22 protein-coding genes are annotated in these 24,085 nt (G+C 47.9%); 9 read left to right on the top strand and 13 right to left on the bottom strand.

All coding sequences use genetic code 11. The features are described from left to right. Nucleotides 1-115: 115 nt before the first annotated feature. The 3 genes from hutX (at nt 116) to ACSTTG_RS06310 (ending at nt 3,055) form a co-directional block, all read left to right on the top strand. Nucleotides 116-634 carry a heme utilization cystosolic carrier protein HutX gene (gene hutX, locus ACSTTG_RS06320; protein WP_438474151.1) on the top strand — a complete coding sequence of 173 codons (519 nt, stop codon included), beginning with the start codon at nt 116-118 and terminating at the stop codon, nt 632-634. Next, nucleotides 631-1,173, top strand: a complete 543-nt coding sequence (gene hutZ, locus ACSTTG_RS06315; protein ID WP_438474150.1) for a heme utilization protein HutZ — start codon at nt 631-633, stop codon at nt 1,171-1,173. The genes hutX and hutZ overlap by 4 nt, the downstream gene beginning before the upstream one ends. An 82-nt stretch (nt 1,174-1,255) precedes the next feature. Further along, nucleotides 1,256-3,055 carry an ABC transporter ATP-binding protein gene (locus ACSTTG_RS06310; RefSeq protein WP_438474149.1) on the top strand — a complete coding sequence of 600 codons (1,800 nt, stop codon included), beginning with the start codon at nt 1,256-1,258 and terminating at the stop codon, nt 3,053-3,055. 456 nt (nt 3,056-3,511) lie between these two features. Here ACSTTG_RS06310 and ACSTTG_RS06305 read toward each other — a convergent pair whose 3' ends face one another. Continuing rightward, entirely contained in the window at nt 3,512-4,441 is a 930-nt protein-coding gene (locus tag ACSTTG_RS06305; protein WP_438458109.1) for a polysaccharide lyase family 7 protein, read from the bottom strand. Between the two features lie 791 nt (nt 4,442-5,232). On the opposite strand from ACSTTG_RS06305, the gene hisF reads away from it, so the two are divergent. After that, nucleotides 5,233-6,006, top strand: a complete 774-nt coding sequence (hisF, locus tag ACSTTG_RS06300) for an imidazole glycerol phosphate synthase subunit HisF (RefSeq protein WP_438474148.1) — start codon at nt 5,233-5,235, stop codon at nt 6,004-6,006. Next, nucleotides 6,003-6,638 (top strand): bifunctional phosphoribosyl-AMP cyclohydrolase/phosphoribosyl-ATP diphosphatase HisIE, encoded by a 636-nt coding sequence (hisIE, locus tag ACSTTG_RS06295; protein WP_438458111.1) that lies wholly within the window; start codon nt 6,003-6,005, stop codon nt 6,636-6,638. The genes hisF and hisIE overlap by 4 nt, the downstream gene beginning before the upstream one ends. A 181-nt stretch (nt 6,639-6,819) precedes the next feature. On the opposite strand, the gene ACSTTG_RS06290 is transcribed toward hisIE, so the two are convergent. Continuing rightward, nucleotides 6,820-8,502, bottom strand: coding sequence for an aspartate:alanine antiporter (locus ACSTTG_RS06290; protein ID WP_438458112.1), 1,683 nt, complete (start codon nt 8,500-8,502; stop codon nt 6,820-6,822). Between the two features lie 248 nt (nt 8,503-8,750). Then, nucleotides 8,751-9,014 (bottom strand): GrxA family glutaredoxin, encoded by a 264-nt coding sequence (locus tag ACSTTG_RS06285; RefSeq protein ID WP_438458113.1) that lies wholly within the window; start codon nt 9,012-9,014, stop codon nt 8,751-8,753. Between the two features lie 402 nt (nt 9,015-9,416). On the opposite strand from ACSTTG_RS06285, the gene ACSTTG_RS06280 reads away from it, so the two are divergent. Then, complete coding sequence (locus tag ACSTTG_RS06280; protein ID WP_438458114.1) at nt 9,417-10,664, top strand: iron-containing alcohol dehydrogenase; 1,248 nt, start codon at nt 9,417-9,419, stop codon at nt 10,662-10,664. Between the two features lie 59 nt (nt 10,665-10,723). Here ACSTTG_RS06280 and ACSTTG_RS06275 read toward each other — a convergent pair whose 3' ends face one another. The 5 genes from ACSTTG_RS06275 to ACSTTG_RS06255 form a co-directional block, all read right to left on the bottom strand. Next, nucleotides 10,724-11,578, bottom strand: a complete 855-nt coding sequence (locus ACSTTG_RS06275; RefSeq protein ID WP_438458115.1) for a MurR/RpiR family transcriptional regulator — start codon at nt 11,576-11,578, stop codon at nt 10,724-10,726. 312 nt (nt 11,579-11,890) lie between these two features. Then, nucleotides 11,891-13,537, bottom strand: coding sequence for a pyridoxal-dependent aspartate 1-decarboxylase PanP (gene panP / locus ACSTTG_RS06270; protein WP_438458116.1), 1,647 nt, complete (start codon nt 13,535-13,537; stop codon nt 11,891-11,893). A 117-nt stretch (nt 13,538-13,654) separates the two neighbouring features. After that, a complete protein-coding gene (locus ACSTTG_RS06265; protein WP_438458117.1) occupies nt 13,655-14,173 on the bottom strand; it encodes a hypothetical protein in 519 nt (172 codons plus the stop codon). Nucleotides 14,174-14,185: 12 nt separating this feature from the next. Next, nucleotides 14,186-15,091: a LysO family transporter gene (locus ACSTTG_RS06260; RefSeq protein ID WP_438474147.1), complete on the bottom strand. Its 906-nt coding sequence runs from the start codon at nt 15,089-15,091 to the stop codon at nt 14,186-14,188. Nucleotides 15,092-15,133: 42 nt separating this feature from the next. After that, nucleotides 15,134-16,054, bottom strand: coding sequence for an HDOD domain-containing protein (locus ACSTTG_RS06255; protein ID WP_438458119.1), 921 nt, complete (start codon nt 16,052-16,054; stop codon nt 15,134-15,136). Nucleotides 16,055-16,464: 410 nt separating this feature from the next. On the opposite strand from ACSTTG_RS06255, the gene ACSTTG_RS06250 reads away from it, so the two are divergent. After that, entirely contained in the window at nt 16,465-17,034 is a 570-nt protein-coding gene (locus tag ACSTTG_RS06250) for a TfoX/Sxy family DNA transformation protein (protein WP_438458120.1), read from the top strand. 75 nt (nt 17,035-17,109) lie between these two features. Here the strand turns inward: ACSTTG_RS06250 and ACSTTG_RS06245 are convergent, their stop codons facing one another. From ACSTTG_RS06245 to ACSTTG_RS06235, 3 genes are all read right to left on the bottom strand, one after another. Further along, a complete protein-coding gene (locus ACSTTG_RS06245) occupies nt 17,110-17,652 on the bottom strand; it encodes a hypothetical protein (RefSeq protein ID WP_438458121.1) in 543 nt (180 codons plus the stop codon). 177 nt (nt 17,653-17,829) lie between these two features. Continuing rightward, nucleotides 17,830-18,330, bottom strand: coding sequence for a response regulator (locus ACSTTG_RS06240; protein ID WP_438474146.1), 501 nt, complete (start codon nt 18,328-18,330; stop codon nt 17,830-17,832). Further along, entirely contained in the window at nt 18,327-20,270 is a 1,944-nt protein-coding gene (locus tag ACSTTG_RS06235; RefSeq protein ID WP_438458123.1) for an ATP-binding protein, read from the bottom strand. Before ACSTTG_RS06235 ends, ACSTTG_RS06240 begins: the two co-directional genes overlap by 4 nt. A gap of 180 nt (nt 20,271-20,450) precedes the next feature. Between ACSTTG_RS06235 and ACSTTG_RS06230 the strand changes: the two genes are divergently transcribed. Beyond that, nucleotides 20,451-21,707 carry a DUF945 family protein gene (locus ACSTTG_RS06230; protein WP_438474145.1) on the top strand — a complete coding sequence of 419 codons (1,257 nt, stop codon included), beginning with the start codon at nt 20,451-20,453 and terminating at the stop codon, nt 21,705-21,707. 140 nt (nt 21,708-21,847) lie between these two features. Beyond that, a complete protein-coding gene (gene serC / locus ACSTTG_RS06225) occupies nt 21,848-22,942 on the top strand; it encodes a 3-phosphoserine/phosphohydroxythreonine transaminase (protein ID WP_438458125.1) in 1,095 nt (364 codons plus the stop codon). A gap of 53 nt (nt 22,943-22,995) precedes the next feature. Here serC and minE read toward each other — a convergent pair whose 3' ends face one another. Both minE and minD read right to left on the bottom strand, forming a co-directional pair. Beyond that, nucleotides 22,996-23,256, bottom strand: coding sequence for a cell division topological specificity factor MinE (gene minE, locus ACSTTG_RS06220; RefSeq protein ID WP_438458126.1), 261 nt, complete (start codon nt 23,254-23,256; stop codon nt 22,996-22,998). A gap of 6 nt (nt 23,257-23,262) precedes the next feature. Then, on the bottom strand, nt 23,263-24,075 hold the full coding sequence (minD, locus tag ACSTTG_RS06215; protein WP_438458127.1) for a septum site-determining protein MinD: 813 nt from the start codon (nt 24,073-24,075) through the stop codon (nt 23,263-23,265). Nucleotides 24,076-24,085: the final 10 nt, after the last annotated feature.

The raw sequence follows: 24,085 nt of genomic DNA, 5'->3' as shown, positions 1-24,085 counted from the left end.
TGACCACTGCTGCTAGTCAATGTTGCTAGTCAAGGTTGCTAGTCAAGAAAGTTAACTAACCATCAAAAGAATAAACACAACAGCATCAAGGTAGATGCGATTAAAGGAGAAAGAAATGTTTGCACAGTACACATTTGAGGAAGCGAAAAACCAAGTCGCCGAGCTATGCACGGCCGAGCCAAGTTTGTCGGTTACGGATATTGCGACTCGCCTATCACTGACTGAGGCAGAGGCCAGTCTTGCGCTGCCACAAGAGATGGTCACGGCGGTAAAGGGTGAGCATGCAGAGTGGATCCTGACGCAACTGACAGAGTGGGGCAATCTAACTACAATTACCAATTCATTTGGTTCAATTTTTGAGTTTAAAGGTCCATTTCCAAAAGGTAAGTCTGCGCATGGTTATTACAATATCATGGGCAGGGCGGGGCTGCATGGTCACTTGAAACTGGATGTGATGACTGACATTGCGTTTGTTAGTAAGCTATTTCACGGCACTCAAACCCACCACATTGCGTTTTTCAACCAAGACGGCAATTGTGTGTTTCGCGTTTACCTTGGCCGCGACAAGGCACGTAACTTGATCCCAGAGCAGGTTGAAGCATTTAACAGCATGAAAAAGGAACTGTCGATATGAATCCAGAAGTGAAGCAGGAGCGACTTCAGTCGCGACTCGTACCGGAGATGCAAGAGTTTCGTGACCATTGCCAGACGCTGCAACTGGCCACTATCGACAGCAACAACCTGCCAACCGCCAGTTACGTGCCTTTTGCCTTCACCGAGTCAGGTTTTTTCATCCTGATCAGTGACATTGCCGCCCACGGCCAAAACCTCAAGCTGAATCCAAACCTGGCCATTATGCTGATAGAAGACGAGGCGCAAGCAAAGCACATTTTTGCCCGCCGCCGACTGTCATTTGAAGCGCAGGCTAAGCATATCGAGCGTGAAACGCCTTTATGGACCGAAGGTGTCACGGCGCTGCAACGTCGTTTTGGTGAGATCGTGGATAACCTGAGTCAATTGGGTGACTTTAATCTGTACCGTTTACAGCCAGAGAAAGGCCGTTATGTAAAAGGCTTCGGTCAGGCCTTTGATGTAACAGGTTTTGATATGGTGGACGTAGTCCACTTAACTGAGGGGCACGTACAAAGAGCAAAACAACAGGCATCTAATTAACGTCAACTTGCAAACAACCCGATTAAGCCCTGTAATGATTTACGGGGCTTAATCGTTTTAAATTACTGACTTGGAGCAGGGCGTGAACACTGAACGCTTAACACATCTTTCGCCTAACTGGCTATATCAACAAGCTTTAAAACACAAACCGAGATTGGTTATTGCCAATCTGCTCGCGATTGTCGCGACACTGATTGCGGTACCTATCCCCCTCCTATTGCCCCTAATGGTGGATGAGGTATTGCTCGCACAGCCAGGTACGGGTGTTGGGATCATGAACCAGCTGCTGCCGAGCCAATGGCAGACACCCACCGCATACATAGTGTTTTGCCTGCTATTGATTATGGCCATGCGTGTGGTGAGCCAGCTACTGAATATCATCCAGAACCGCCAATTTACTTTAGTTGCGAAAACGCTCACCTGTCAGATACGTCAAGTCCTAATCGATAAGCTAGGGCGAGTGAGTATGCGCCAATACGAACTGCAAGGCAGTGGTGGGATCAGCTCGCGCTTGGTGACGGATGTCGAGACAATCGATAAGTTCATTGGCGATACCTTGAGTCGATTGATCGTTGGGGTGCTCAGCATCATAGGCACGGCGGCGATATTACTGTGGATGGAGTGGCGATTGGGGCTGTTTATTCTCGCTATGAACCCAGTGATCGTTTTTGCGTCACAAAAGCTCGGTCAGCGGGTAAAGCGTCTTAAAAAATTTGAAAACCAATCGTTTGAGCGATTTCAGCAGCGCTTGGTCGAGACGCTCGAGGGCATTTATCAACTGCGCGCGGCAAATCGAGAGTTGGCTTTCTTGCAATCGCTCAAGAGTGATGCAGAAGATATTCGCCAAGATGCCGACCGCTATGCCTGGCAATCGGACGCCGCGAATCGTCTGTCATTCCTAATGTTTCTCATCGGTTTTGAGATTTTTCGCGCTGCAGCCATGATCATGGTGCTGTTTAGTGATCTAACGATCGGTCAGATCTTCGCTATCTTTGGCTACCTTTGGTACATGTTAGGCCCGGTTCAGGAACTGCTTGGCGTTCAATATGCTTGGTTTAGTGCCTCAGCGGCCATCAAGCGTCTTAATACCATCCTAGGTCTTGAAGAGGAGGCGCGACCAGCCTCAACAGTGAATCCGTTTAATCAAGGCGAGCCACTAGAGATTGAAGTACGTAACCTGAGCTTTCAGTATGATGATGAGAGATTGGTGCTCGATAACCTAAGCCTAAGTATCCCACGTGGCAAACGAGTGGCGTTGGTTGGGGCTTCAGGGGGCGGTAAGTCGACCCTAATCCAGCTATTGATGGGGATCTATCGCAAAGATCAGGGTGAGATTCTAGTCAATGGCCATGAGGTGGAGCAGGTCAGCTACGAGGCCCTGCGTGAACATATGGCAGTGGTGCTGCAACAGCCAGCTATCTTCAATGACACGCTAAGAGCTAACCTAACACTCGGGGACGAGCGCTATAGTGACGAGCAGCTCTGGCATGCCCTTGAAGTCGCCCAGCTTAAGGATGTCGTAGAGCAGCTTAACGCGGGTTTAGAGTCAGAGCTTGGCCGTAATGGTATCCGCCTCTCGGGTGGTCAGCGCCAGCGCTTGGCGATTGCCCGGATGGTACTGACTGACCCTCAGTTTGTGATCCTTGATGAGGCAACCTCAGCACTCGATACGGCAACCGAAGCGGCCCTGCATGAGGCGCTGCAGCGATTTCTTGCCAATCGTACCACCTTGATTGTTGCGCATCGTTTGTCTGCAGTGAAGCAGGCAGATCTGATTTATGTGCTCGAAGATGGGCAGGTCAAACAGTCTGGGCGACACAGCGATTTGGTTGCGCAGCCAGGTTTGTACCAAGCCTTGTATGGTGATTTGCAGGCTAGTTAGCTGTGTCATTTGTCGTTGCCAGCAATGCGACGGCTTATCACGAATGTCCTAAAAGCTTGCTAATACAGAGGTAGGTGATCTGGCAGCTACCTCAAACCTATAAAGGTTTAACTACTAAAGTCTTTACCGCTCATGAAGCTGATTCTTTGGGTGGGGCTTTGCAAAATGACAGCAAGTCGGAGGCGTCTATGGTGTTTATTTTAACTGTTGTTGTTTTTCTAAGTTGCATGCTACTTCTTGCAATCGGTGTGCTTTTATCGCGTAAGCCTATTAAAAGCGGATGCTGTGGGTCAGAGCAGCAATGCCAAGTATCAACCAAAAATCAGAGAAATGGTGACACTTAGTCACCCTTAACGCGGAGAAACAGTTCTAATTGAAAAAATATCGCCCAAGCGCAGTGAACTTGGGCGATATGACTTATGGACTTAATCTTAGTGAACTAAACAGTGCGACGAATTAGTCGTGCGTTACGTCTAGCTTGTAAATCGTTGCTTGAGTGTAGTCGTCCGCGTCACCTGTGCGGTTTTGCACGTAAACACCGGCTTTAAAGTAGTTCCAGCTGTCTTCTAGGCTGACACCATAGATATCCATGTCAACAGTGACAGAGCGAACATCTTGACCTTCTTGGTGAAGCTCAAACGTCATCATGCTGCCCTGAACATCGATAACGTAAGAGAATTTTTCACCCAGTGCGATACCGTCATCAAATTTCTTCGGTGTGTTCTTCTCGCCATCGCGCCAGAAGTTTGGTTTGGTTGAGCCAAGTACTGGGAAAGTAATATCGCCATCGCGTAGACCAGAGCGGCGATCAGGTTCGATGTTAAACCAGATTGAGCCAGTTTCGTGCTGAGGCATCTTGCGGTAGTAAACCTTGATTGGCTCATCGTTTGGCGCATGGATTTGGCCGATGATCACGCGGCCCTGCTGCCAATCAACACCTGTCGTTGTCACTTCATCAACTGACATCGTCACTTCCATACGGCCATTTACGCCGCCAGCTTTCTTGTGATCGCCTTCTGGCGCTGAGCCGAATACCCAGTTATTGCCATTAGTGCCACGCGTGCTGATTGACGTGTCGCCACAGCGTAGCATGCCGCGCAGCTCAGTACGCACATACTTAGTGTTCTCTGAGGTTTTGGTTCCGGAGATTGGAGAGCGGAAAACCACACCATCGCCCGCTTCGTTAACAAAGAAGTACTCAGGGTGCTGGGCACCTTCGGCGATCTCTTTTTCTTCGAATTCAGTTGGACGGTCACCGCCAGTGAGTGAAACTGGTAGTGTCACTTTCCAACAAGACAGGTCAAGAACGTCGGCAGGGGTTTTCTCGGCCATGGCTGGGGCAGAAGTTGCCGCTGTAATCGCGGCGATAAGTGCTAATTTTTTCATAACTCTCTTCCTAGAGATAATGCATTGTGAGGATGCGATTGTTGTCAATTCTTTTAGCCTCAGTGGAAATCAATCCCATACCGCACAAAATGAGGTAAAGCTGAGGAAAAAACACGCTAAAGTTGTACTTAACGAACGGGGAGGTCTAATTTGAATCGCCTCTATTTCCGTTAACTCGTTATGTGTACATATAATAATACAAATGTTTTCGGTGCAATTGGCATGTCAGCATTATGTGACCAAACAGGGGCAATTGAAGGTTAATTGATACATTTATCGCTACTTTGATCACGTTTGTACGCAAGTTTTACTCACGACATAAGCGCTAAAGTAATGAAAATATGGCGATTTGTAGAATTTTTGATAACGTTTACATAGAGCGCTAGTTGTTCACAATGCACTTACATTGCGTGTTACAGAGCTGATCGTATGGACTTGCTGATGGCAGGATAAAAATTCAGTTGTCACGACATTGAGTGTTTTAAAGTGTTTTGTATGATTTGTTCGGGGGTCGGGCAATTTTTGTCACGACTAAAAAAGTGTATGGCTCATCAGGTGATTAGCCGGCATAAATACCCTCCCAAAGGTGACAAAACCATTTGGGATGGTTAGGTTGCAAGATTAAATCAAACGAGAATAGACAATAGCGCTTTACTGGTCAGTGAAAATGTGTAAATTGAACGTAAGTGAGTTCTACCACAGAGCATTGACGCTCGATCAACCGGTAGAAAACAACACCTTGAAATGGAGTTTAGTTTGAATCAGAAGCGCAGTTGGGAGGTGTTGTCATAATGCTTGCCAAGAGAATCATTCCTTGCCTTGATGTCCGCGATGGACAAGTTGTTAAAGGCGTACAGTTCCGCAATCATGAAATAATTGGTGATATCGTGCCACTCGCTCAGCGCTATGCTGAAGAGGGTGCTGATGAGCTGGTTTTCTATGACATTACCGCCTCGAGTGATGGTCGTGTTGTTGACAAAAGCTGGGTCGCACGTGTTGCAGAGGTCATTGATATCCCGTTCTGTGTGGCTGGTGGTATTAAATCGGCAGATGACGCAGCGCGTATCCTCGAATTTGGTGCCGACAAGGTCTCAATTAACTCCCCCGCACTAGCGAATCCTGAGCTGATTACTGACTTGGCCGATAAGTTTGGCGTGCAGTGTATCGTGGTTGGGATTGACTCTTACTATGACAAAGAGACGGGGAAGTATCAGGTCTATCAATTTACCGGTGACGAGGCACGCACCAAGGCGACGCAGTGGGAGACTCGCGACTGGGTTCAAGAGGTGCAAAAGCGCGGTGCTGGTGAAATCGTACTAAATATGATGAACCAAGACGGTGTGCGCAATGGTTATGATATTGAGCAGCTGAATATGGTGCGAGAAGTCTGCCATGTGCCTTTGATTGCCTCGGGCGGTGCGGGTGCGATGGAGCACTTTGCGGAGGCCTATCTCAAAGCGAATGTTGATGGGGCGTTGGCTGCCTCGGTATTCCACAAACAGGTGATCAACATTGGCGAGTTAAAACAGTATTTAAATAAACAGGATATCGAGGTGCGACTATGAGTTTTGCAACCGCAGAAATTAGCGCACTAGCTGAGCGCATTGATTGGGAAAAGGTCGGGGGCTTGGTCCCTGCTATCGTTCAAGACTTTCAATCGAGCCAAGTCTTGATGATGGGCTACATGAACCGCGATGCGTTGGCAAAAACCGGTGATACCGGGCAGGTTACGTTTTTCTCTCGCACCAAAGAGCGCCTTTGGACCAAAGGAGAAACGTCGGGCAACGTACTTCAACTGAAAAACATCGCCCTTGATTGCGACAACGATACCTTGCTAGTTAAAGTCGACCCAATTGGCCCAACGTGCCACACCGGCACTACGACCTGCTGGGACGGGGACAAGCAAGAAGAGTCGCAAATGGTTTGGCTTCATCAACTTGAGCAACTACTGGCTGCCCGCAAGAGTGCCGACCCAGACTCATCTTACACCGCAAGCCTCTATGCCCGTGGCACCAAGCGTATATCGCAAAAAGTCGGCGAAGAGGGCGTTGAGGTTGCGCTTGCAGCGACGTCGGGTGATAAGGCGGAGTTAGTGTGTGAGTCTGCAGACTTGATGTACCACTTGTTAGTGCTACTTCAAGATCAGGGCTTGTCGATGGATGATGTGATCAACAAGCTTAAAGAGCGACATAAATAAGAGTCGAGAGGCGAGATCGCTTCGCTGCGAGAGACGAGGGGGGAGATCGTTTAACCTCCTCGACTCTCACTTCTTTTGCACGCACTTTGAATGCCGCAATTGACCCTTTCGACGCACTTCAAACCTAGTGCGTCCTTTTCTCGCTTCTCGTCTCTCGCTTCTCGCCTCTGCCCAAAGGGCATCAGTAGATGATAATAAGTATCGTCCCCGCCAGCGTCATCAGAATATTGGCGATGGCATAAGTACCGGCATAGCCTAGGGCCGGGATGGTGGATTTGGCGTGGTCGTTAACAATGTCCATGGCCGGTGCGCAGGTGCGGGCGCCGATGATGGCGCCGAATAACAAGGCGCTGTTCATTTTGAGTACGTAGGCGCCAACTAGATAGGCGAGTACGACAGGCACGACGCTGATCACGAAGGCTAGGGTGATCACCTGAAAGCCCACATCGGCTAGGTGATCAAACATCTTACCGCCTGCGCTTAGACCGATACCGACCATGAAAAACGCTAGGCCAAGGTCTTTGACCATATTCAGCCCACCTTGAGGGACATAACCAAAGGTCGGGTGGTTGGCACGCAAAAAGCCCAGTGTGATCCCTGAGAGCAACAAGCCTACCGCATTACCAAGTCCGAATGAGACTTGACCAAAGGTCATGGTGACCAGACCGAACATGATTCCCATGATAAAGAAACTGCAGAACGCTAATAGGTCCGCCATTTGTGAGTGGATTGAGATGAAACCGATGCGCTCTGCAAGGCCATGGACTCGGCTTTTCTCGCCACTGACCTGAATCACGTCACCTTTTGCTAGGACGATATCATGGTCCATTGGCATCTCAATTTGAGCACGGACGACGCGATTGAGGAAACAGCCGTATTCGGACAGGTTAAGATCAGACAAGCGTTTGCCTGCGATGGAGTCATTTTTAACCACGATCTCTTCTTCGACGATACGCAAATCGAGCAGGTTGCGGTCAAACACCTCTTTTCCATTACGAAAGCTTGGGTCCAGACGCGCGTGGCTGTCAGGAAAGCCAACCAGTGCTATCTCGTCCCCTTCTTGCAAAATCGCATCGCCATCAGGGTGTGCAAGGATACCATTGCGGCGAATACGCTCGATATAACAACCCGTTTGTCGATAAATGCCAAGCTCACGGAGGTTTTTACCATCGGTCCAATCAATAAGTTCTGGACCGACACGGTAGGCTCGGATGATTGGCAGGTAGACCTTTCGTTGTCCTGAGCTTCCGAGGCCGCGCTCTTTAGCAATCTGCTGTGCTGAGTCAGACAGATTTTGCTTTTGCAGCTTAGGTAACAGCTTCGCGAATACGATCATGCTGATCAGACCAACCAGATAGGCCATCGCATAACCCACTGATAGGTTCTCAACGACAGCTGCGAATTCCATATTACGAGGAATTTCAGCCAGGCCAGAGTTGAGCGCATCTTGAGCGCCAACCAACACTGGCGTCGAGGTAAGAGCGCCGGCCATCATGCCCGTCGCGAGGCCTAGATCGAGCTGAAGAAACTGGGTCGAAATATAAGTGATTGAAATTGCGCTGACCAATACCACCATACTGAGGATAAAATAGTGTTTGCCATCGCGAAAGAAGATACCAAAGAAGTTCGGGCCAGCCTCGATACCGACGCAGTAGATGAACAGCATAAAGCCAATGGCAATAGCTTCGGGGTTAAAGGTAAAACCTAAGTGTCCCATCACTAGGGAGGTGATCAACACACCGATTGAATTACCGAGTTGAAAATTACCAAGGCGAATTTTACCAATCGCCAAACCAATCGCGAGAACGACAAAAATTAATAGTATAGGGTTGTGCTCTAAGAGGCTAACAACATCAATGTTCACGGCTTTAAACCAGAATCAGGGGGGTGGATGTACCAAGCAAATCTCGGTGCAACTGCATCTCGGAATTACTCGGGTTAAGAATGGGCGAATTGTAGCGAATTATCTGTAAAAGATAAGCCTAAAAGATGAAAATCGAACAATTATTTTCGTAGCGTTGACTTGATAGGAACAAGGATCTCATTTGTGCGACGGAAAAAACAAAAAAACCGCTGAAATTTCAGCGGTTTCCTAAAAATCTTTGCTTATTCTTAAGCGAATAGACCTAGGTGCTCTTTTGCGTACGCTTCGAAGTCGTCACAGCCACCAATGTGCTCTTGATCGATAAAGATCTGAGGTACCGTCTCAACTGGCTTACCTACGGTTTTCTCAAGGTCAGCTTTTGAGATGCCTTCTGCGTGGATGTCAACGTAGCGGAAGTTGAAATCATCGCGCTTCTCTTTAAGAGTTTCTGCATACTCTTTTGCACGAACGCAGTAAGGGCAACCTGGGCGACCAAAAATAACGACAAACATAATTATTCTCCTTTGTTTTATGGGTGTAACTATGCCTGAAAGCCGTTGATAAATAAAGTGGTGCTTACCTGTTACTGCGATAGATAAAATCTATCAATTGAGATGACGGGGGGCAGTCCCCGTTTTTTTACCTCATTGGGTTATTGGTTCATCGAATCCGAGCGTTTGACGACGAGTATAGATGAAGACACTAGACTTAGAGTGCAATAGGTCGGTTGTCAGCGGGTAGGCTTGAAATGGCAGGTCGGTTCGAGAGGGGCAGCAAGCAAGTGCACAACGTGACTGTTTTCAAAGATCTCCTAATCGAATCAAAGCGATGGTGAAAGCATTGCACTAGGTCAAGCCATGCAAAGTCGAGTTGATAAATGATCGAACAAGATTCTAACGAGAGGTAGAGTGTCTATGTTCAATTTTATGACCAGTGGTCGTGTGGTGTTTGGAGCCGGTGCCTTAGTTAACTCGCTTTCTTTGATACGGCAGTACGGCTACAGTGTACTCTTGGTGACCGGGAAGGGAACCCAACGCTCGTCGGTAATCCTTGACTATCTCGATCAGCAAAAATTACGCTATCAACATATCGTTATCGGCAATGAGCCGAATATCACCATGGTGGAAGAGGCCGCGACAATGGGGCGGAAATTTCGCCCAGAGGTGGTGGTGGCCTTCGGTGGCGGCAGCGTCATCGATATGGGCAAGGCACTGGCTGCGGTGATCCCGAATCAGGGCAATGTCTATGACTATGTTGAGACACTCGGACGTGCAGTCCCCCTGAAAACAAGACCACTGCCTATTGTCGCTATCCCAACCACTGCGGGGACTGGCAGTGAGGTCACCCAAAATGCGGTGTTGCGCTCTGGACAAGACAAACTTAAGGTCAGCCTACGGGACCCTGACATGTTGCCTAGGCTTGCGATTATTGACCCGACATTAACCTATGGCACGAGTAGGGATGTGTCGGCACGCGGGGCTATGGATAGCTTTACCCATCTAATGGAAGCGTATGTGTGTAATCAACCAAACCCCTTTAGCGATATGTTGTGTGAAGAGGGATTTCGTCGCATCAGTCGTTCGTTGGTAGAGGCATGCCTATACGATAATCACAAAGCACGTCAGGACTTATCATTTGCCGCAATGCTGGGAGGTATGGCCCTAGCCAACGCCAAGCTTGGCGCGGTGCATGGGCTGGCGTCAGCATTAGGGGGCGAGCTCAATGCACCACATGGCGTGATCACAGCGCGCCTGGCGCCCTTTGTGATGCGCGAGAACATTCTTAACGCAGAGGCAAATAACCAAAAAGTGGTTCTAGAGCGTTACCAAAAGATGGCACAAATGCTAACGATGAAAAGCAACGCGAATGTTTTTGATGGCGTACAGTGGGTAGAGAGCGTGCTGGCGACATTAGGCGTACCGTCCCTAACGGAATTTGGTATGTGCCACACTCGCTTTGATGAAGTGGCTGATAACGCCCTAAAATCTGAGGACATCGGTGGTAATAATGGCCAAATCGATAAGCAAAGAATGATCACTATCTTAGAGTCAGCGTGTGCTTTTGAAGAGTGTCAGACAACGCAACTCGAACCAGTTAATGGTTACTACTTACGAGAATTAGTCGCAGATTCAATGGCAGCAATGAGCGAGGCACCACGTTAGTTCGTGCAGAAGCATAAAAAATGCCCTCGAATGGAGGGCATTTTTTCAGAAGTTTCTATCTACGCTTGATTAAGCTTCTCATAACGAGAGTCTTTCAGTGCGTCTTTGACGCGGCGAAGGTTTTCTCTAAACCCAGTGCCACGGCGCAAGGTGAAGCCCGTGGCGAGAACGTCAATGACGGTCATTTGCACCACGCGACTCGCCATTGGCATGTAAACATCGGTATCCTCGGGAACATCGAGACAAATTGATAGCGAGGCCGCCTTATCAAGCGGAGAGTCCTTGGCGGTAATTGCGATCACGGTTGAGCCGTTTTCACGCGCAAGATGGGCTATCTCAACCAGGCTTTTGGTACGACCGGTATGAGAGATCAAGACAAACACATCGTTATCCGAGCAGTTAATACACTGCATTCGCTGCATGACAATGTCTTCAAAGCAACTGATTGGGATATTAAAGCGAATAAACTTGTTTTGCGCATCGCGTGCAACCGATGATGACGCGCCCAAACCGAAGAATGAGATACGCTTGGCCTGGGTAAGTAAATCGACGGCGCGGTTAACTTGGATAGAATCGAGGCTATTTTTGGCAACATCGAGACAAGCCATAGTCGATTCAAAAATTTTATGAGTATATGCTTCTGGTCCGTCACTTTCCTCTACGTTACGGTTAACGTAAGGCGTGCCGTTGGCAAGGCTCTGTGCTAAGTGCAGTTTAAAGTCAGGGAAGCCCTTGGTATCCAAACGGCGACAAAAACGGTTGACGGTCGGCTCACTGACATCTGCCATTTTAGCCAGTGTTGCGATACTAGAGTGGATAGCTGTCTGCGGTGATGCCATTATGACTTCGGCAACTTTACGTTCAGACTTACTAAAGTTCTCGATGTTATTTTGAATTTTCTCTAATGTATTCATAATGTTCACGACGGGGAAGAGAGAACAACTCGCTGGTTAGGGTCAATACCCGATTCACTTAAACTGTATATAAACAAGGCAACCAGCACCACAAAATCAGTATAAACTGTTAAAAAATAAATCCTTTATCTAAATATTGATAATATGACCCGCCTCAAACTTAATTTAATAAAACTACGAGATCCAGCGCTCCCACGCACTGGAACGGGTGTTTTTTGTGAGTTTTGTCGGTTCAATTACAAGATTATAGAAATAAATTTTCAGTTTGGCGAATGTATCAACACTCGCCATTGGGCTCTTGGATTGGGGAGATCAAGCCTCAGATTGCAAAGCTAATGCACATGCCTCGTCTAGTTTTGCGAGTAACCTAGGTGCCTGCTCGGCAATCTCTCTTTGTTCTTTGAGAACGCTGGCTAAAACCGACTGTGTTGACAGTGGGTTTGCCAGCACCACTCGGAAGACGATAGTATTTCGACCTTGCCATTTAATCGGGTTTAACTGTGTGCGAGAAACGAACGATTTACCCGTTTCACGCTGGCGTTTTTGAATAAATTTGGTGAGGTCATTAAGCAGCTCATGGATGAGTTCACTTTGCTCCGGTTCGGCATACTCGAGCACTTGTTTAACATGAGCCGGTATGTAGCGGTAGGTCAACAGGCAGAGCTCGGGTTCAGACACCAGTTCAAAATCTTCCTGCTGCTTGATTAAATCCGCAAAGTAACGCGCTTTTTGGATGCCCTGATCAATGAGCATCTCATAACCTGGCCGGCTGATAATATGCATTGCAGCATAAACCAGCATTGCCATGCCTGAGCGCGACCCCTCTAAGGTGTGACTGCCAAGATCTTTAGAACCTTTGCGCAGAATGTATTGCGCATGGTGCTCAATTGACTTCATCGCCTCGGGAGAGCGGAACAACACCATGCCCGCGCCCATAGGGATATACAACTGCTTGTGCGCATCGATAGTGACTGAGTCGGCCAGCTCAATACCATTAAGTAGATGACGATGATTGTTGGACATTAAGGTAGCGCCGCCCCATGCCGCATCCACATGGAAATGACAGGCTTCTTGCTGACAGATAGTGGCAATATCTTGCAGAGGGTCGATACTGCCCGTCTCAGTGGTACCCGCGACACCGACCACCGCAAATGGCTTGATGCCCTGCTGCTTAAGTTCAGCGATCTTAGCTTTGAGTGCTGATGGAATGATACGATTATTGCTGTCGGTTTTGACCGCAACCAAGCCCTGTTGACCGATGCCAAGTACATCAGCCGCTTTCTTTAGAGAGTAATGCCCACGCTCTGAGACCAAAATTGCCAGCCCCTTGTAGCCATAGTGCATCATCGCTGCAAACAGGCCCTCTTTTTCTACACCTTGGAATTCGCCCTGAGCTTTGAGTGCGTTGTTGCGAGCAACCCAAAGCGCGGTAATGTTGGCAATGGTGCCACCTGAGCAAAATGCCCCTAACGAGTGGTTCGCGCTGTGCATCCACTGCTGATAAAAGTTATCATCAGCACGATAGATAAGTCGATGCAGCATCCCAAGCACTTGGCGCTCAAGAGGCGTAAATGCCTTTGAGGTTTCGATTTTGACTAAGTTCTGATTGAGCGCAATCATGATTTTGGATAGCGGCATCAAAAAGTACGGCAAAGCCGAGGTCATATGGCCAATAAAACTCGGTGATGAGGTATGCACTGAATGTGATACCAAGGTATCGAGTAGGTGCTGGGTATGGTCAGAAACAAACTGAGGTTGTTCTGGTATCGCCGGATTGCAGAAGTCTTTCTCAATTTCGCGCAGCGGTTTCTCTTCCGCGACGATATGCTCGCGCAGAAAATGATTGAGGTTTTGTGAAATTTTGGCTTCTATCTGGGTTAACGTGGAATCTGGCCCTTCAGGCACAGTGAAAATACGTAACAAGCTGTCGAAGCTGACGTCTGCTGTTTTTTGATCCATAACTCTTTCGCGTGTTTATCTGATACCTAATCCAAGCGAGCAGCACAATCTAAACCAATTTGACGGTAATGTCTTGTAATAATTTAGCTGAACGTGCTGCCATATCGGGACTGTCTACTATTTGTTACAGACTTGGAGTTGCAACTGATCAATGGATTGGTTGTATTTGTTGAGTAGAGGTTGGATCTGTACTGGGTGGCTGAGCAAGTCAGCGAACGCAGAGCGAAGCTCATAGTTTTGCTCATGGGGCTTGGCTTGGCGATCTTGGTAGGTTGTGAGTGCAGCTCTACCTAAGGCGTCATCGCGTTCACTTAAGGTTTTTACTTCGGTTTGCTCGAGGTTGAGCCAAGATTCAACCGGTTGCTCGGTGGCGACTTTTTGCGGCTCATTGACAAGGTAATAATGAACCGCAACACGATTTAGCTCAAAGTGGTTTTTTCGACCTTGGAGAAACCACGCACTGACCTCTTCAAGCTGAGGGTATTGCTCGACGGTGAGTTGCGTCAGGTCTTGATACCACTGCATAGAGGCGTCGATATATCCGTCATAAATCGCGGCGTAGCAATCACTCTTGTTCTCAGCCAGCGCATTGAGCGAGAGTAGGGCGGTCAAAGTCGCAACAGCATAGCGTTTCATTGTATTTCCTTATTATGCAACGAGAGACACAAAGAATAACATAAGAACGGGTACCAGCAAGCTTAGAATAAACCCACTGACAATGGCGACAGGCACGCAGCGGACACCACCGTTTGTCTGGATGACCGGCAAAGTAAAATCCATCGCGGTTGCTCCGGCATATCCGATAGCCGTACACGGCCAATTGCGGATCAAAAGCGGGATAAACACCAAGGCGATGAGCTCTCGTCCAAGCTCTATCAAAAACGAAGCGCCACCAAAAACGGGACCAAATGCGTCCCCCATCAGAATTCCAGCTAACGAATACCAGCCAAAGCCAGATGAGAGTGCCAATGCTTGAAAAATCGGAATATCGAGGACCAGCGCTGCGAGGAAACCGCCTAACCATGAACTCAGCACGATCAATAAAGCCAGCATCATCCCGTGCTTATTGATCAGGATCTGCTTAAGGGTTAAACCACTGTTTCTTAGCTGTATGCCTATGAAAAACAGCAATAAAATCAAGATATACTCGCTCGCTTTATCCACCCAGCCAAGGCTAATAGGCAACACGAGGCCCGCGATAAGCCCACCCCCAACAACGAAAATCAGCTTTACCGACTCCATCGCCATTTGTGACAAACGCAATCGATTTTGGCTGGTACCGGTTTCGATTGGCATCCACTTGTCTACCCAAGGCAGGGCGCAGAGGTTTGCTAGGCTAATAAACCCAAGAAACGTGACGGTATAGGTCAAGATCAATTGCAGGTTGGAACCCAGGTCATCAAGTGCTGCTAGACTGAGTCCCATCAGCGTGAGAATCACATAGATAAGGTAGGATGTCGCTTGGTTGACGGTCGCTAAACGTTGCTCGTTGCGCACGACAAACAAATACCCCAAACACAACGGGGCAAAGATAAAAATCATCCCTGAAAACATAGTTTGTAATTTCCGCTGGACTAAGTTGGTGCTACGAGTCAGTTACAGTCCGCTAGCTTGAAGTACATCGACTAATTTTTCACGGAAATCTGACTCACTTAAGTTAGACAGGTTATACAGCACCTCAGCACCGTTTGCATCAATTTCAACGAAGTGCGAATCAAGTGCTTCATCTTGACGACGATACAGTAGGATGTGGTTAGCAATACGAGCTAGATCGAGATAGCCAAAGCTTTCTTCGGTCTTATCACTGGCTCGGTTGGTGGCGACATTAATAAAGTCAGCATCAAAACCCCAATGCTCTAACACCAACTTACTGGCCGTGATGCACAGCGACTCGAAAACCGGCAACGCCAGTTCAGGGTCAAGATAGTTCCCTTCTTCAAGGTAGAAATGATACTCGTTAACCAAGCTGTATAAGCCGATGTCAGCGAGTAGGCCAACAAGCAAGGCTTTGTCTAGGCCGACGAGGCGGAAATTGGCGGGTTCAAGCGCCTTGAGTTCTCGCAGAGCAACCACCATCGTCGCACCGAGCTCACGCGAGGAAACCGCGCTCTTAGCCAGTATTTTCTCACACACAGGGTTGAATGAGATGGACATTTTAAGCTGTTGAATGGCTTGTGCAGTTACGATATCTCGAACGCGAATAATACCTAGGCGTGACACCGCCGTAACCAAATCAGTGCAAGTAATGTTGCGTCGGTTAAAAATCACCGAGTTTGCTACTTTGATGACGGTTGCTGCCAGACTAGGATCTTCTAGCAGGCAATCGGCAATATCAGAGACCGTGGTATTTTCTTCTGTTGCAAGTCGCTGAATATTGGTGACAGCGACAGGGATCGGCGGAAGAGATATTTTTCCAGCAGAGATGGATTGGGTCACTCGTTGTGAGAACTCACTTTCAAGGCCCTTTAGAATAGTGTCTCGCTCGGGGGAGAGCCAAAAAAATGACAGATGTTGCATTAGACGGTACCAAAACTTCGATGCCGAAATTTTACCGACTTATGTTCCCCAAAAGCAATACTTTATCTAGCACAGGATTGTAATCATGAGATTTGTCGGTGGAACATCACATCATTTACGACCGATATTACATTAATCGCACAAATTATTAGTCTTATGCTAACTGTAGCTGTGCAATTATCGGACAATGATCGCTTTGAATACTCGCGCTAATGCGATACAAAGCGCTGTTTTCGGTCTTTTAAAAGACCATGATGTGACACACATCGCTGCGTCAGCTAAAATATTTAAAAAACATAGTTGCATATTATTTTGCAATTTGTTGCATAATAAAAATCAGTTGGATTATTTTCGCTACTGCTATCTGGAGATCAAAGTTAATCGGGGTTTGGGTTAATAGGTCAAAGGGTATGACAGAACAACAATTTTTAGATTACACCGACAAACTAGGTCAATTTCACAAGCGTGCCATGTTTGGTGCGACCGGATTATTCGAGCAAGGCGCCATGTTCTGCCAGTTTAGAGGTGGGCGGTTTTATCTTCGCGGCGGTGGAGGTCTCACTGACAAGTTGCTAAAACAAGGATGTCAGCGGTATTGCCAGATAAAAAAGCAAACCAGTGCAATGGTCAATTACTATGATGTGACCCATTTGTATCAGGACGATAGGGGCCTGTTAGATGGCTTGATCAAAGAGTCGATCGACGTCGCCGTTTCGCAGCGGACGAGGAAAAGCACACTACGTACCAAGCGGTTGAGAGATTTGCCTAACATGCAGCTGACGCTAGAGCGGATGTTAAAGAAGTCGGGTGTTGAAGATGTTGAAACCTTGATTGAACTTGGGCCGTTAAAGGTCTTTGAGCGGGTTAAATTGACCTATGGAAATGACTTAGATAACAAGCTGCTTTGGAAGTTGATAGGGGCCATTGAGGGGGTTCATTGGAAGGTACTACAAGCATTTAATGAGCGAAAGAGCACTTGAGCGCGCCCAGATACTATCAACCATCAAAAGCACAAAGCAAAAAAACCCAAGGCTTTGCCTTGGGTTTTCAACTGGTTAGAACATAAATCGAGTGGTTAGCATCAGTTGCTCGTTGTAGGTGTCATTGATGCGGAACTCTGCACCCAGTGAGAAAAGCTCAGTTGAGTGGAAGCGAGCATGGAGTGAACCAATGACATCTTCTTCACTGTTAATCGACACGTAACCGATCTTTGCACCAACTTCCAGCTGTGGACCGAGCCACTGACGCACACCTAGGTTTACCTCGACACCTGTTTCGGTGGCATCAAAGTACTGAGCGCGAAACAGCATTTCACCAGTCACATCTGCCCAGTTGGTCGCTGGGGCATGGAAACCAAGACCCGCAGCCGCATCATAGTCGCCTTCCATCTCAGTGTCGATACGTGCAACGAAGTGTGCATTTGGGTGAATGGCCTTACTAAACTGAGCGCCGACTGTGACAGGGCTAATACCAACGCGAGTTTCAAGATAATCGTAACCAAAGTTGCTCATGACAGCGCGTTCGCGATCACGATCTGAGTTAGCCATTGCCTGAGTTGAAAGCACAGCAATAGCGACTGCGACTACAGTTTTACGCATACGTAAATAACACCTTATTTGACTAATTATTTTCCAGGCCGTGGACTGCTCCATGTGTTGTGTATCAACAACATTGGCCTGTTAATGAGCGGTATTGGGGACAATACCGACTTTTATCCCTTAATACCGACCATCATAATCCATCAGCTTTCTCAAGTCACCCGGTCCGTGGGCGTTTTACTCACCAAACTGTGTTCTTTGTTCACTTAATGCATTGAGAATTCGTTCGGTATCCAGGATTGAGGTCCAGTGCATCAGATCAGGGTCGTGCTCAATCACATAATCAGTGAGCAGGTTAGTGACGTTGTCACGTAAAGTGGCGCCATCCCAAGGTTTGGCGATGTAATAATCTAGGTGGGCTTGATTAACTGCAAGGATGGTATCCTCGAGGTCAGCTTGCCCGGTCAACAACACCTTCTTTGCCCCTTGGGTTTGGGCTTGGTTGTCGAGCTCGACAAGGAAAGAGATCCCCGTTTGCGCAGGCATAATATGATCGCATAGGATCAGGGCCAAGGCGACGTCATCCTGATTGGAAAAGGAGTCTAATACTTCCTTGGCTTCAGCAACCGATTCCGCCGCCTCGATGATAAAGTTCGCCTCGAATGACTCAAGATCTTGCAGGACACTGTCTAAAACATGTCTTTCGTCATCGACGCACAATATGAGGTACTTGTTCATAAGTTCTCCTTAATTTGTTGTTGGAGTATCGGTAACCAAACGGTGAAGCAGGTGCCTTCATTTGGCGTCGATTGCAGCTCAATTTTCCCTTGATGAAGCGCGACCACCTGCTGACAGACAGAGAGACCTATTCCAAGGCCAAAGTGCCCCTCGCTCTTGGTGGTAAAGTTCAGGGTAAACACCTTATCAATCAGCTCTGGTGGAATACCATGACCATTGTCTTGCACGCTGACAGTAATCCAACGATGCTCGTCATCCGTTTTAATCCCGGTTGTCACCGTTAAATGACCGTGTTGCTCGGGAAAGGCATCGATAGCGTTAGCGATCAAGTTTGTCCAAACTTGTTGCAGCGCATTAGGTTGACAATAAAGTGGCGGAGTAGGGTTGTAGACCTTATCCACTTTGTGGAACTTTAGCCTGTTTTCGAACATAACCAAGGTATCGTCGATACCCTCAATCACATCCGCAAACTGAAAATGCTCCTCTCCAGGTTTGGCATAGCCTTTTAGGCTACGCACCATCTCTCCGATACGCTTGGCGCAATGCTCCATACTGCGCAAGGTACTGCCCGTTTGGTGAAACGACTCGTAGTGTTTGACCAGGTCGATAGCCCCATTGGGATCAGCCTTGATTTTAGCCAGTAAAGTCTGATTATTTTCCATTCCAAGGTTGACCAGCTTTTTAGCGATCAACCGATCACCGGTGTGTTTTTCGAGGGCACGCGCTCTTTTGCGCAGCTCGGCGGTGGAGAGGGGATTGGAGCTTAATGCGTGCTCAAACAGCTGACGGCTGAGCTGGGTATCGATCGGCTGATGGTCCATTTCCACCAATTTCTGAACATTATTCGTCACCAGTTCAGTACCACGCATGATGGCGGCGATAGGGTTATTGATTTCATGCGCAACACCAGCGACGAGTTGACCGAGGACCGCCAGCTTCTCACGCTCGATCAATTGTTGATGCGCGACTTCGAGTGATTCGATGGTTTTTTGTAACTCCAGCTTGGTGAAGATACTGCGCTGAAGGCGGCGGTTAAAGTGTCTAAGTAGCAGGTTGGTGAACAGCGGTAACAAATCGGTATTGGAATTCATCACCAAGGTAAAGATGTCACGATCAAGCTTGATCACTTCGGTTTGGCACAGGGTTAAGCCGGTTGAAAACGACAGCTCGCCAGTGACAAATGACATACCACCAACAATGTTGCCTTTACCGTGCCGCACAACCTCACGCTGAATACCAAAATCGTCTTTTTTGTACAGCGCCACCTCGCCCTTAGTGATAAACCACAAGAAGTGATTCTCTTCTCCCTCCTTAGTTAAGAGGTGATCGGCAGAGTAAGTTCGGCATGCATTGGACTCATCGCCTTTGGCGAAGAATTCACCCAGTGCTTGGATTACTTTATCAGTGAGCTCTTGATCAGAAACAAGATGATAGTCAATGAAGCCGCGTTGATAGTGCTTAACCTTAGCGTCGATATGGCTTCTTAGAATGCGTTTTTGGTCGAGTACTGAGGTGTAATTAAGCAGGTGCTCCTTTTCCTGTTCAATAACAAAAGTGGTGAGCTCCTTGATGATAACAGGGCGCAGCTCATGGGAATCTAACGGCGTAGTTTGACAGTGATCTAGCCGGCCAAGGTTGACGGCGTTGATAATCGCACCGATCTCCGCTTCACTGGCGACCAGGATTCGTCTGGCGGGTGTATGTAGGGTGCTGTGCTCGAGTTCAATCAGCAACTGTGAGCCTTCGAGCACGTCGTAGTGCTGCGCTATAACCATAGCGAGTGGCTGCTGGTTGGAGGTTGAATTGATAATATCACGAGCACAGTCGAGTGAGTTGACATGACGGATATCAAACAAGGGGTCAAGTTCTTCGAACAGTGACTTGAGTTGTGTTTGAGCGTGTTGATCTTCAAAAACACTTAAAATTGCGAATCGCTTCACCGAAACTCCATTTTGCGAACTAATCGCCGGCGGTTGACACACCGAGCAGTAATACGATTACTTTAACAGCGAAAACACACAGAGTATGAGAGCTTGGTATGAGAAATTTGCTCTTCCACTAAATAAAAGCAATACTCTGATTTATCTCAAGGTTTTTGATGTAGTTTAAACGAGTAATTTATGACACAACTGAAAAAAATGGCCGCCGCAGGTGGTGTGGTTGCCTTGGTACTGTGCTGGCCTTTGGCGGTAGGGCAGATTGGCGAGAGAGTGATTGAAGATGGTATTGCTGATGCGAACAGTGACCTAATCAGTGCTGAGATCATCCATTATGACCGTGGTTACCTATCCGCTGATGTACAAACTCGATACACAATCATCGATCCGGATCTTAGAGCTGAGCTAGAGCAAGCGGGCATGCCAACAGAAGTGCGCGTAAACAGCGAGTTATCTCATGGTTTAGCCAGCATTTCCGCGCGTTCAACCATCGCTGACTTGCCCATTCCAGCTGAGCTGAATACAGTAACTCAGCTTAATGGCAACACCGACTATCAACTTGATGTCTCGAGTTGGCACTTCCAGCCACAAGATAATCCAGAGCTAGTGCTGACCATTTCACCATCATCTGCCACAGGCACTATGACGGTGTTGGGTGAGATTGATTTCTTGCTCGACGTCCCATCGATTTCGCTAGACTTCAGCTCAACGGGCGAAGGGGTGCGTGTTGATGGGCTCAAGGCACAGGGTGAAGGCAAAAAAGCCAAATACATCTGGCTGGGAGAGCAAAGCGTCGAAGTCGAGCAAATTCGCCTAGTCGAAGTTGGCCAGACCACCGGACTTGAGAGTGCGAAATACACGTTCTCGGCATTTGAAGATATGGAAACGGGGCGTTTAAGTAGCACCCATAAGGTCGAAATTGGCCAAGTAACGACCCAAGATGGTGTCGTCAGAGATCTGGATATCGATTTCACGATTGGTGATCTTGACCAGCCGTCTTTCGCGGCCATCATGGATATTTACCAAGAGGCAACGGTATTAACCGAGCAGGATGTGATAAGCAGTTTGCCTCACATTGAGTCCTTGGTTGAACGTGGTTTTCATCTGCAGATGAACAATATGGCGCTCAAGCTTGGCGATGGCGATTTTCAGTCGCACTGGAAACTTGAGGTACCGGAGGGAACGCAGGGACTGTTGTCAGATCCTATGTCAGTGGCCAGCGCAGTGACCGGACAACTGGAAACGGTATTTACCCATGAGCTTGTCGATGAATACCCATTTATCCAAGAAGCTATCGATGAAGCGATTATCATGGAAATCGTTGAGATGACGGAGACAGGTTTCATTATTAAAGCCTCGCTTGAGCAAGGTAGCCTTGTGTTTGCAAGTGGGCAGAAAATCCCGTTATTTGCACTGATTATGCCATTGATGATGCGCTAATTTCAGCAAAAGACGAACTAGCCCTTTGGCGTACACAAGTCATCGAGTTGACTTGGATACGCTGAAGGGCTTTTTTATTTGCCGAAAAAATGGTATTAAACCAACAACTAATACATATTTATGCAGGAGCAACCGAAATCATGGAGTCTGTAAACGACCAAGTTTTTAATTTTAGTGCGGGTCCAGCAGCCTTGCCTAAGGCCGTAATGCTCAAAGCTCAACAAGAGCTAGTTGACTGGAATCAGATGGGTACATCTGTGATGGAGATCAGTCACCGCAGTAAAGAGTTTATTCAGGTTGCGGCGGAAGCAGAGCAAGACTTACGTGACTTGCTCAATATTCCAGAGAACTACAAGGTGTTGTTTTGCCAAGGTGGCGCGCGTGCGCAATTTGCAGCAGTCCCTTTAAACCTTCTTGGTGATAAAAATAAAGCGACTTACATCGATGGTGGCTATTGGGCGATCAGCGCGGTAGCAGAAGCCAAGAAATACTGTGACGTCGATGTGTTTGATGCCAAAACCGATATTGATGGCAAAGTGGCCGTTGTGCCTGCATCAGAGTGGACAATAGACCCAGACGCGGCTTACGTACACTTCTGTCCAAACGAAACCATTGATGGTATTGAAATCAATGATTTGCCAGTAACGGATAAGCCGATAGTGGCCGATATGTCTTCGACGATCTTATCGCGTAAGATTGATGTATCAAAATACGGCGTGATTTATGCCGGGGCACAGAAAAATATTGGCCCAGCGGGGATCGCAATTGCGATTGTTCGTGATGATCTACTAGAGCTTGCCCAAGACGCCTTACCAAGTATTCTTAGCTACAAAGTACTCGCTGAGAAAGAGTCGATGTTCAACACTCCACCGACATTCGCTTGGTACCTATCGGGTTTGGTGTTTAAGTGGCTTAAAGAGCAGGGCGGCGTCGAAGCGATAGAGAAAATCAATCGTGAGAAAGCCGCGATCTTATATAACTATATCGATCAGTCGCCGTTTTACCGCAATAACATCCATGAGAATAACCGTTCATTGATGAACGTGCCCTTCCAGTTGGCAAAACCTGAGCTGGATGCCAAGTTCCTTGAGCTTGCCGCAGAGCAGGGGCTTGCCGCACTAAAAGGCCACCGCGCCGTCGGTGGTATGCGTGCGTCCATCTACAACGCGATGCCGCTTGAGGGCGTTAAAGCACTGGTCGAGTTTATGCGTGAATTTGAGGCGCAGTACGCCTAACTCAGCCAAGAGTGAGAAAAACAAAGAGCCAGCATCTGCTGGCTCTTTTTGTATTAATTATCGTCAGGGAGCTTCACATTAAGCTCTAACACCGAGATATCGTCATCTTTGTGCTCGAAGGTCACATCGACCATGCTCGGGTCCACGGCGACATACTTACCAATCACTTTCAGAATGTCTTCTTTTAATTGTGGTAAGTAGTCTGGCGCAGGGTCGTCATGGCTGCGACGCTCAGCAACAATGATCTGCAGGCGCTCTTTCGCTAGGCTTGCAGTGTTTTTCTTTGCCGGTTTGAAAAATTCAAGGAGTGACATAGACGGTTAGCCTCCAAACAGTCGTTGGAAAATACCTTTCTTCTGTTCAGTTAGGAAACGGAAAGTCACCTCTTCACCAAGCAGACGTTCTACGGTATCAGCGTAGGCCATACCCGCATCAGATTCTTCATCGAAGATCACGGGAACACCCTTATTTGAGGCATTGAGAACCGCCTGGCTTTCTGGGATCACACCCATTAGTGGAATATGGAGGATCTCTTCCACATCTTCGACGCTCAACATCTCACCTTGCTCAACGCGCGCAGGGCTGTAGCGAGTCAACAACAGGTGTTGTTTGACTGGCGGTAAGTTCTCTTCGGCGCGGCGTGATTTTGAGTCCAAAATACCAAGAATTCGGTCTGAGTCACGTACCGAAGACACCTCTGGGTTCGTAGTCACAATCGCTTCATCAGCAAAGTAGAGTGCCATCAGTGCGCCTTGTTCAATACCAGCGGGCGAGTCGCAAATCACAAATTCAAAACCGGCTTCGTCCAGCTCTTGCAATACTCGCTCAACCCCCTCACGGGTTAGGGCATCTTTATCACGTGTCTGTGAGGCGGGAAGAATAAACAGATTGTCGTTGCGCTTGTCTTTGATCAGCGCTTGGTTAAGGGTGGCTTCACCGTTAATTACGTTGACGAAGTCGTACACTACACGACGTTCACAACCCATGATGAGATCGAGGTTACGTAAGCCAATATCAAAGTCGATAACTGCCGTTTTTTTGCCTTTGAGTGCCAAGCCAGAGGCGATCGCTGCGCTTGAGGTCGTCTTACCAACGCCGCCTTTTCCTGAGGTCACTACAATTACGCGTGCCATATTGTATCCT

The sequence above is a fragment of the Vibrio glycogenivorans genome (assembly GCF_051660965.1).
Classification (GTDB): domain Bacteria; phylum Pseudomonadota; class Gammaproteobacteria; order Enterobacterales; family Vibrionaceae; genus Vibrio.
This window is presented reverse-complemented; position numbering and strand designations above follow the sequence as displayed.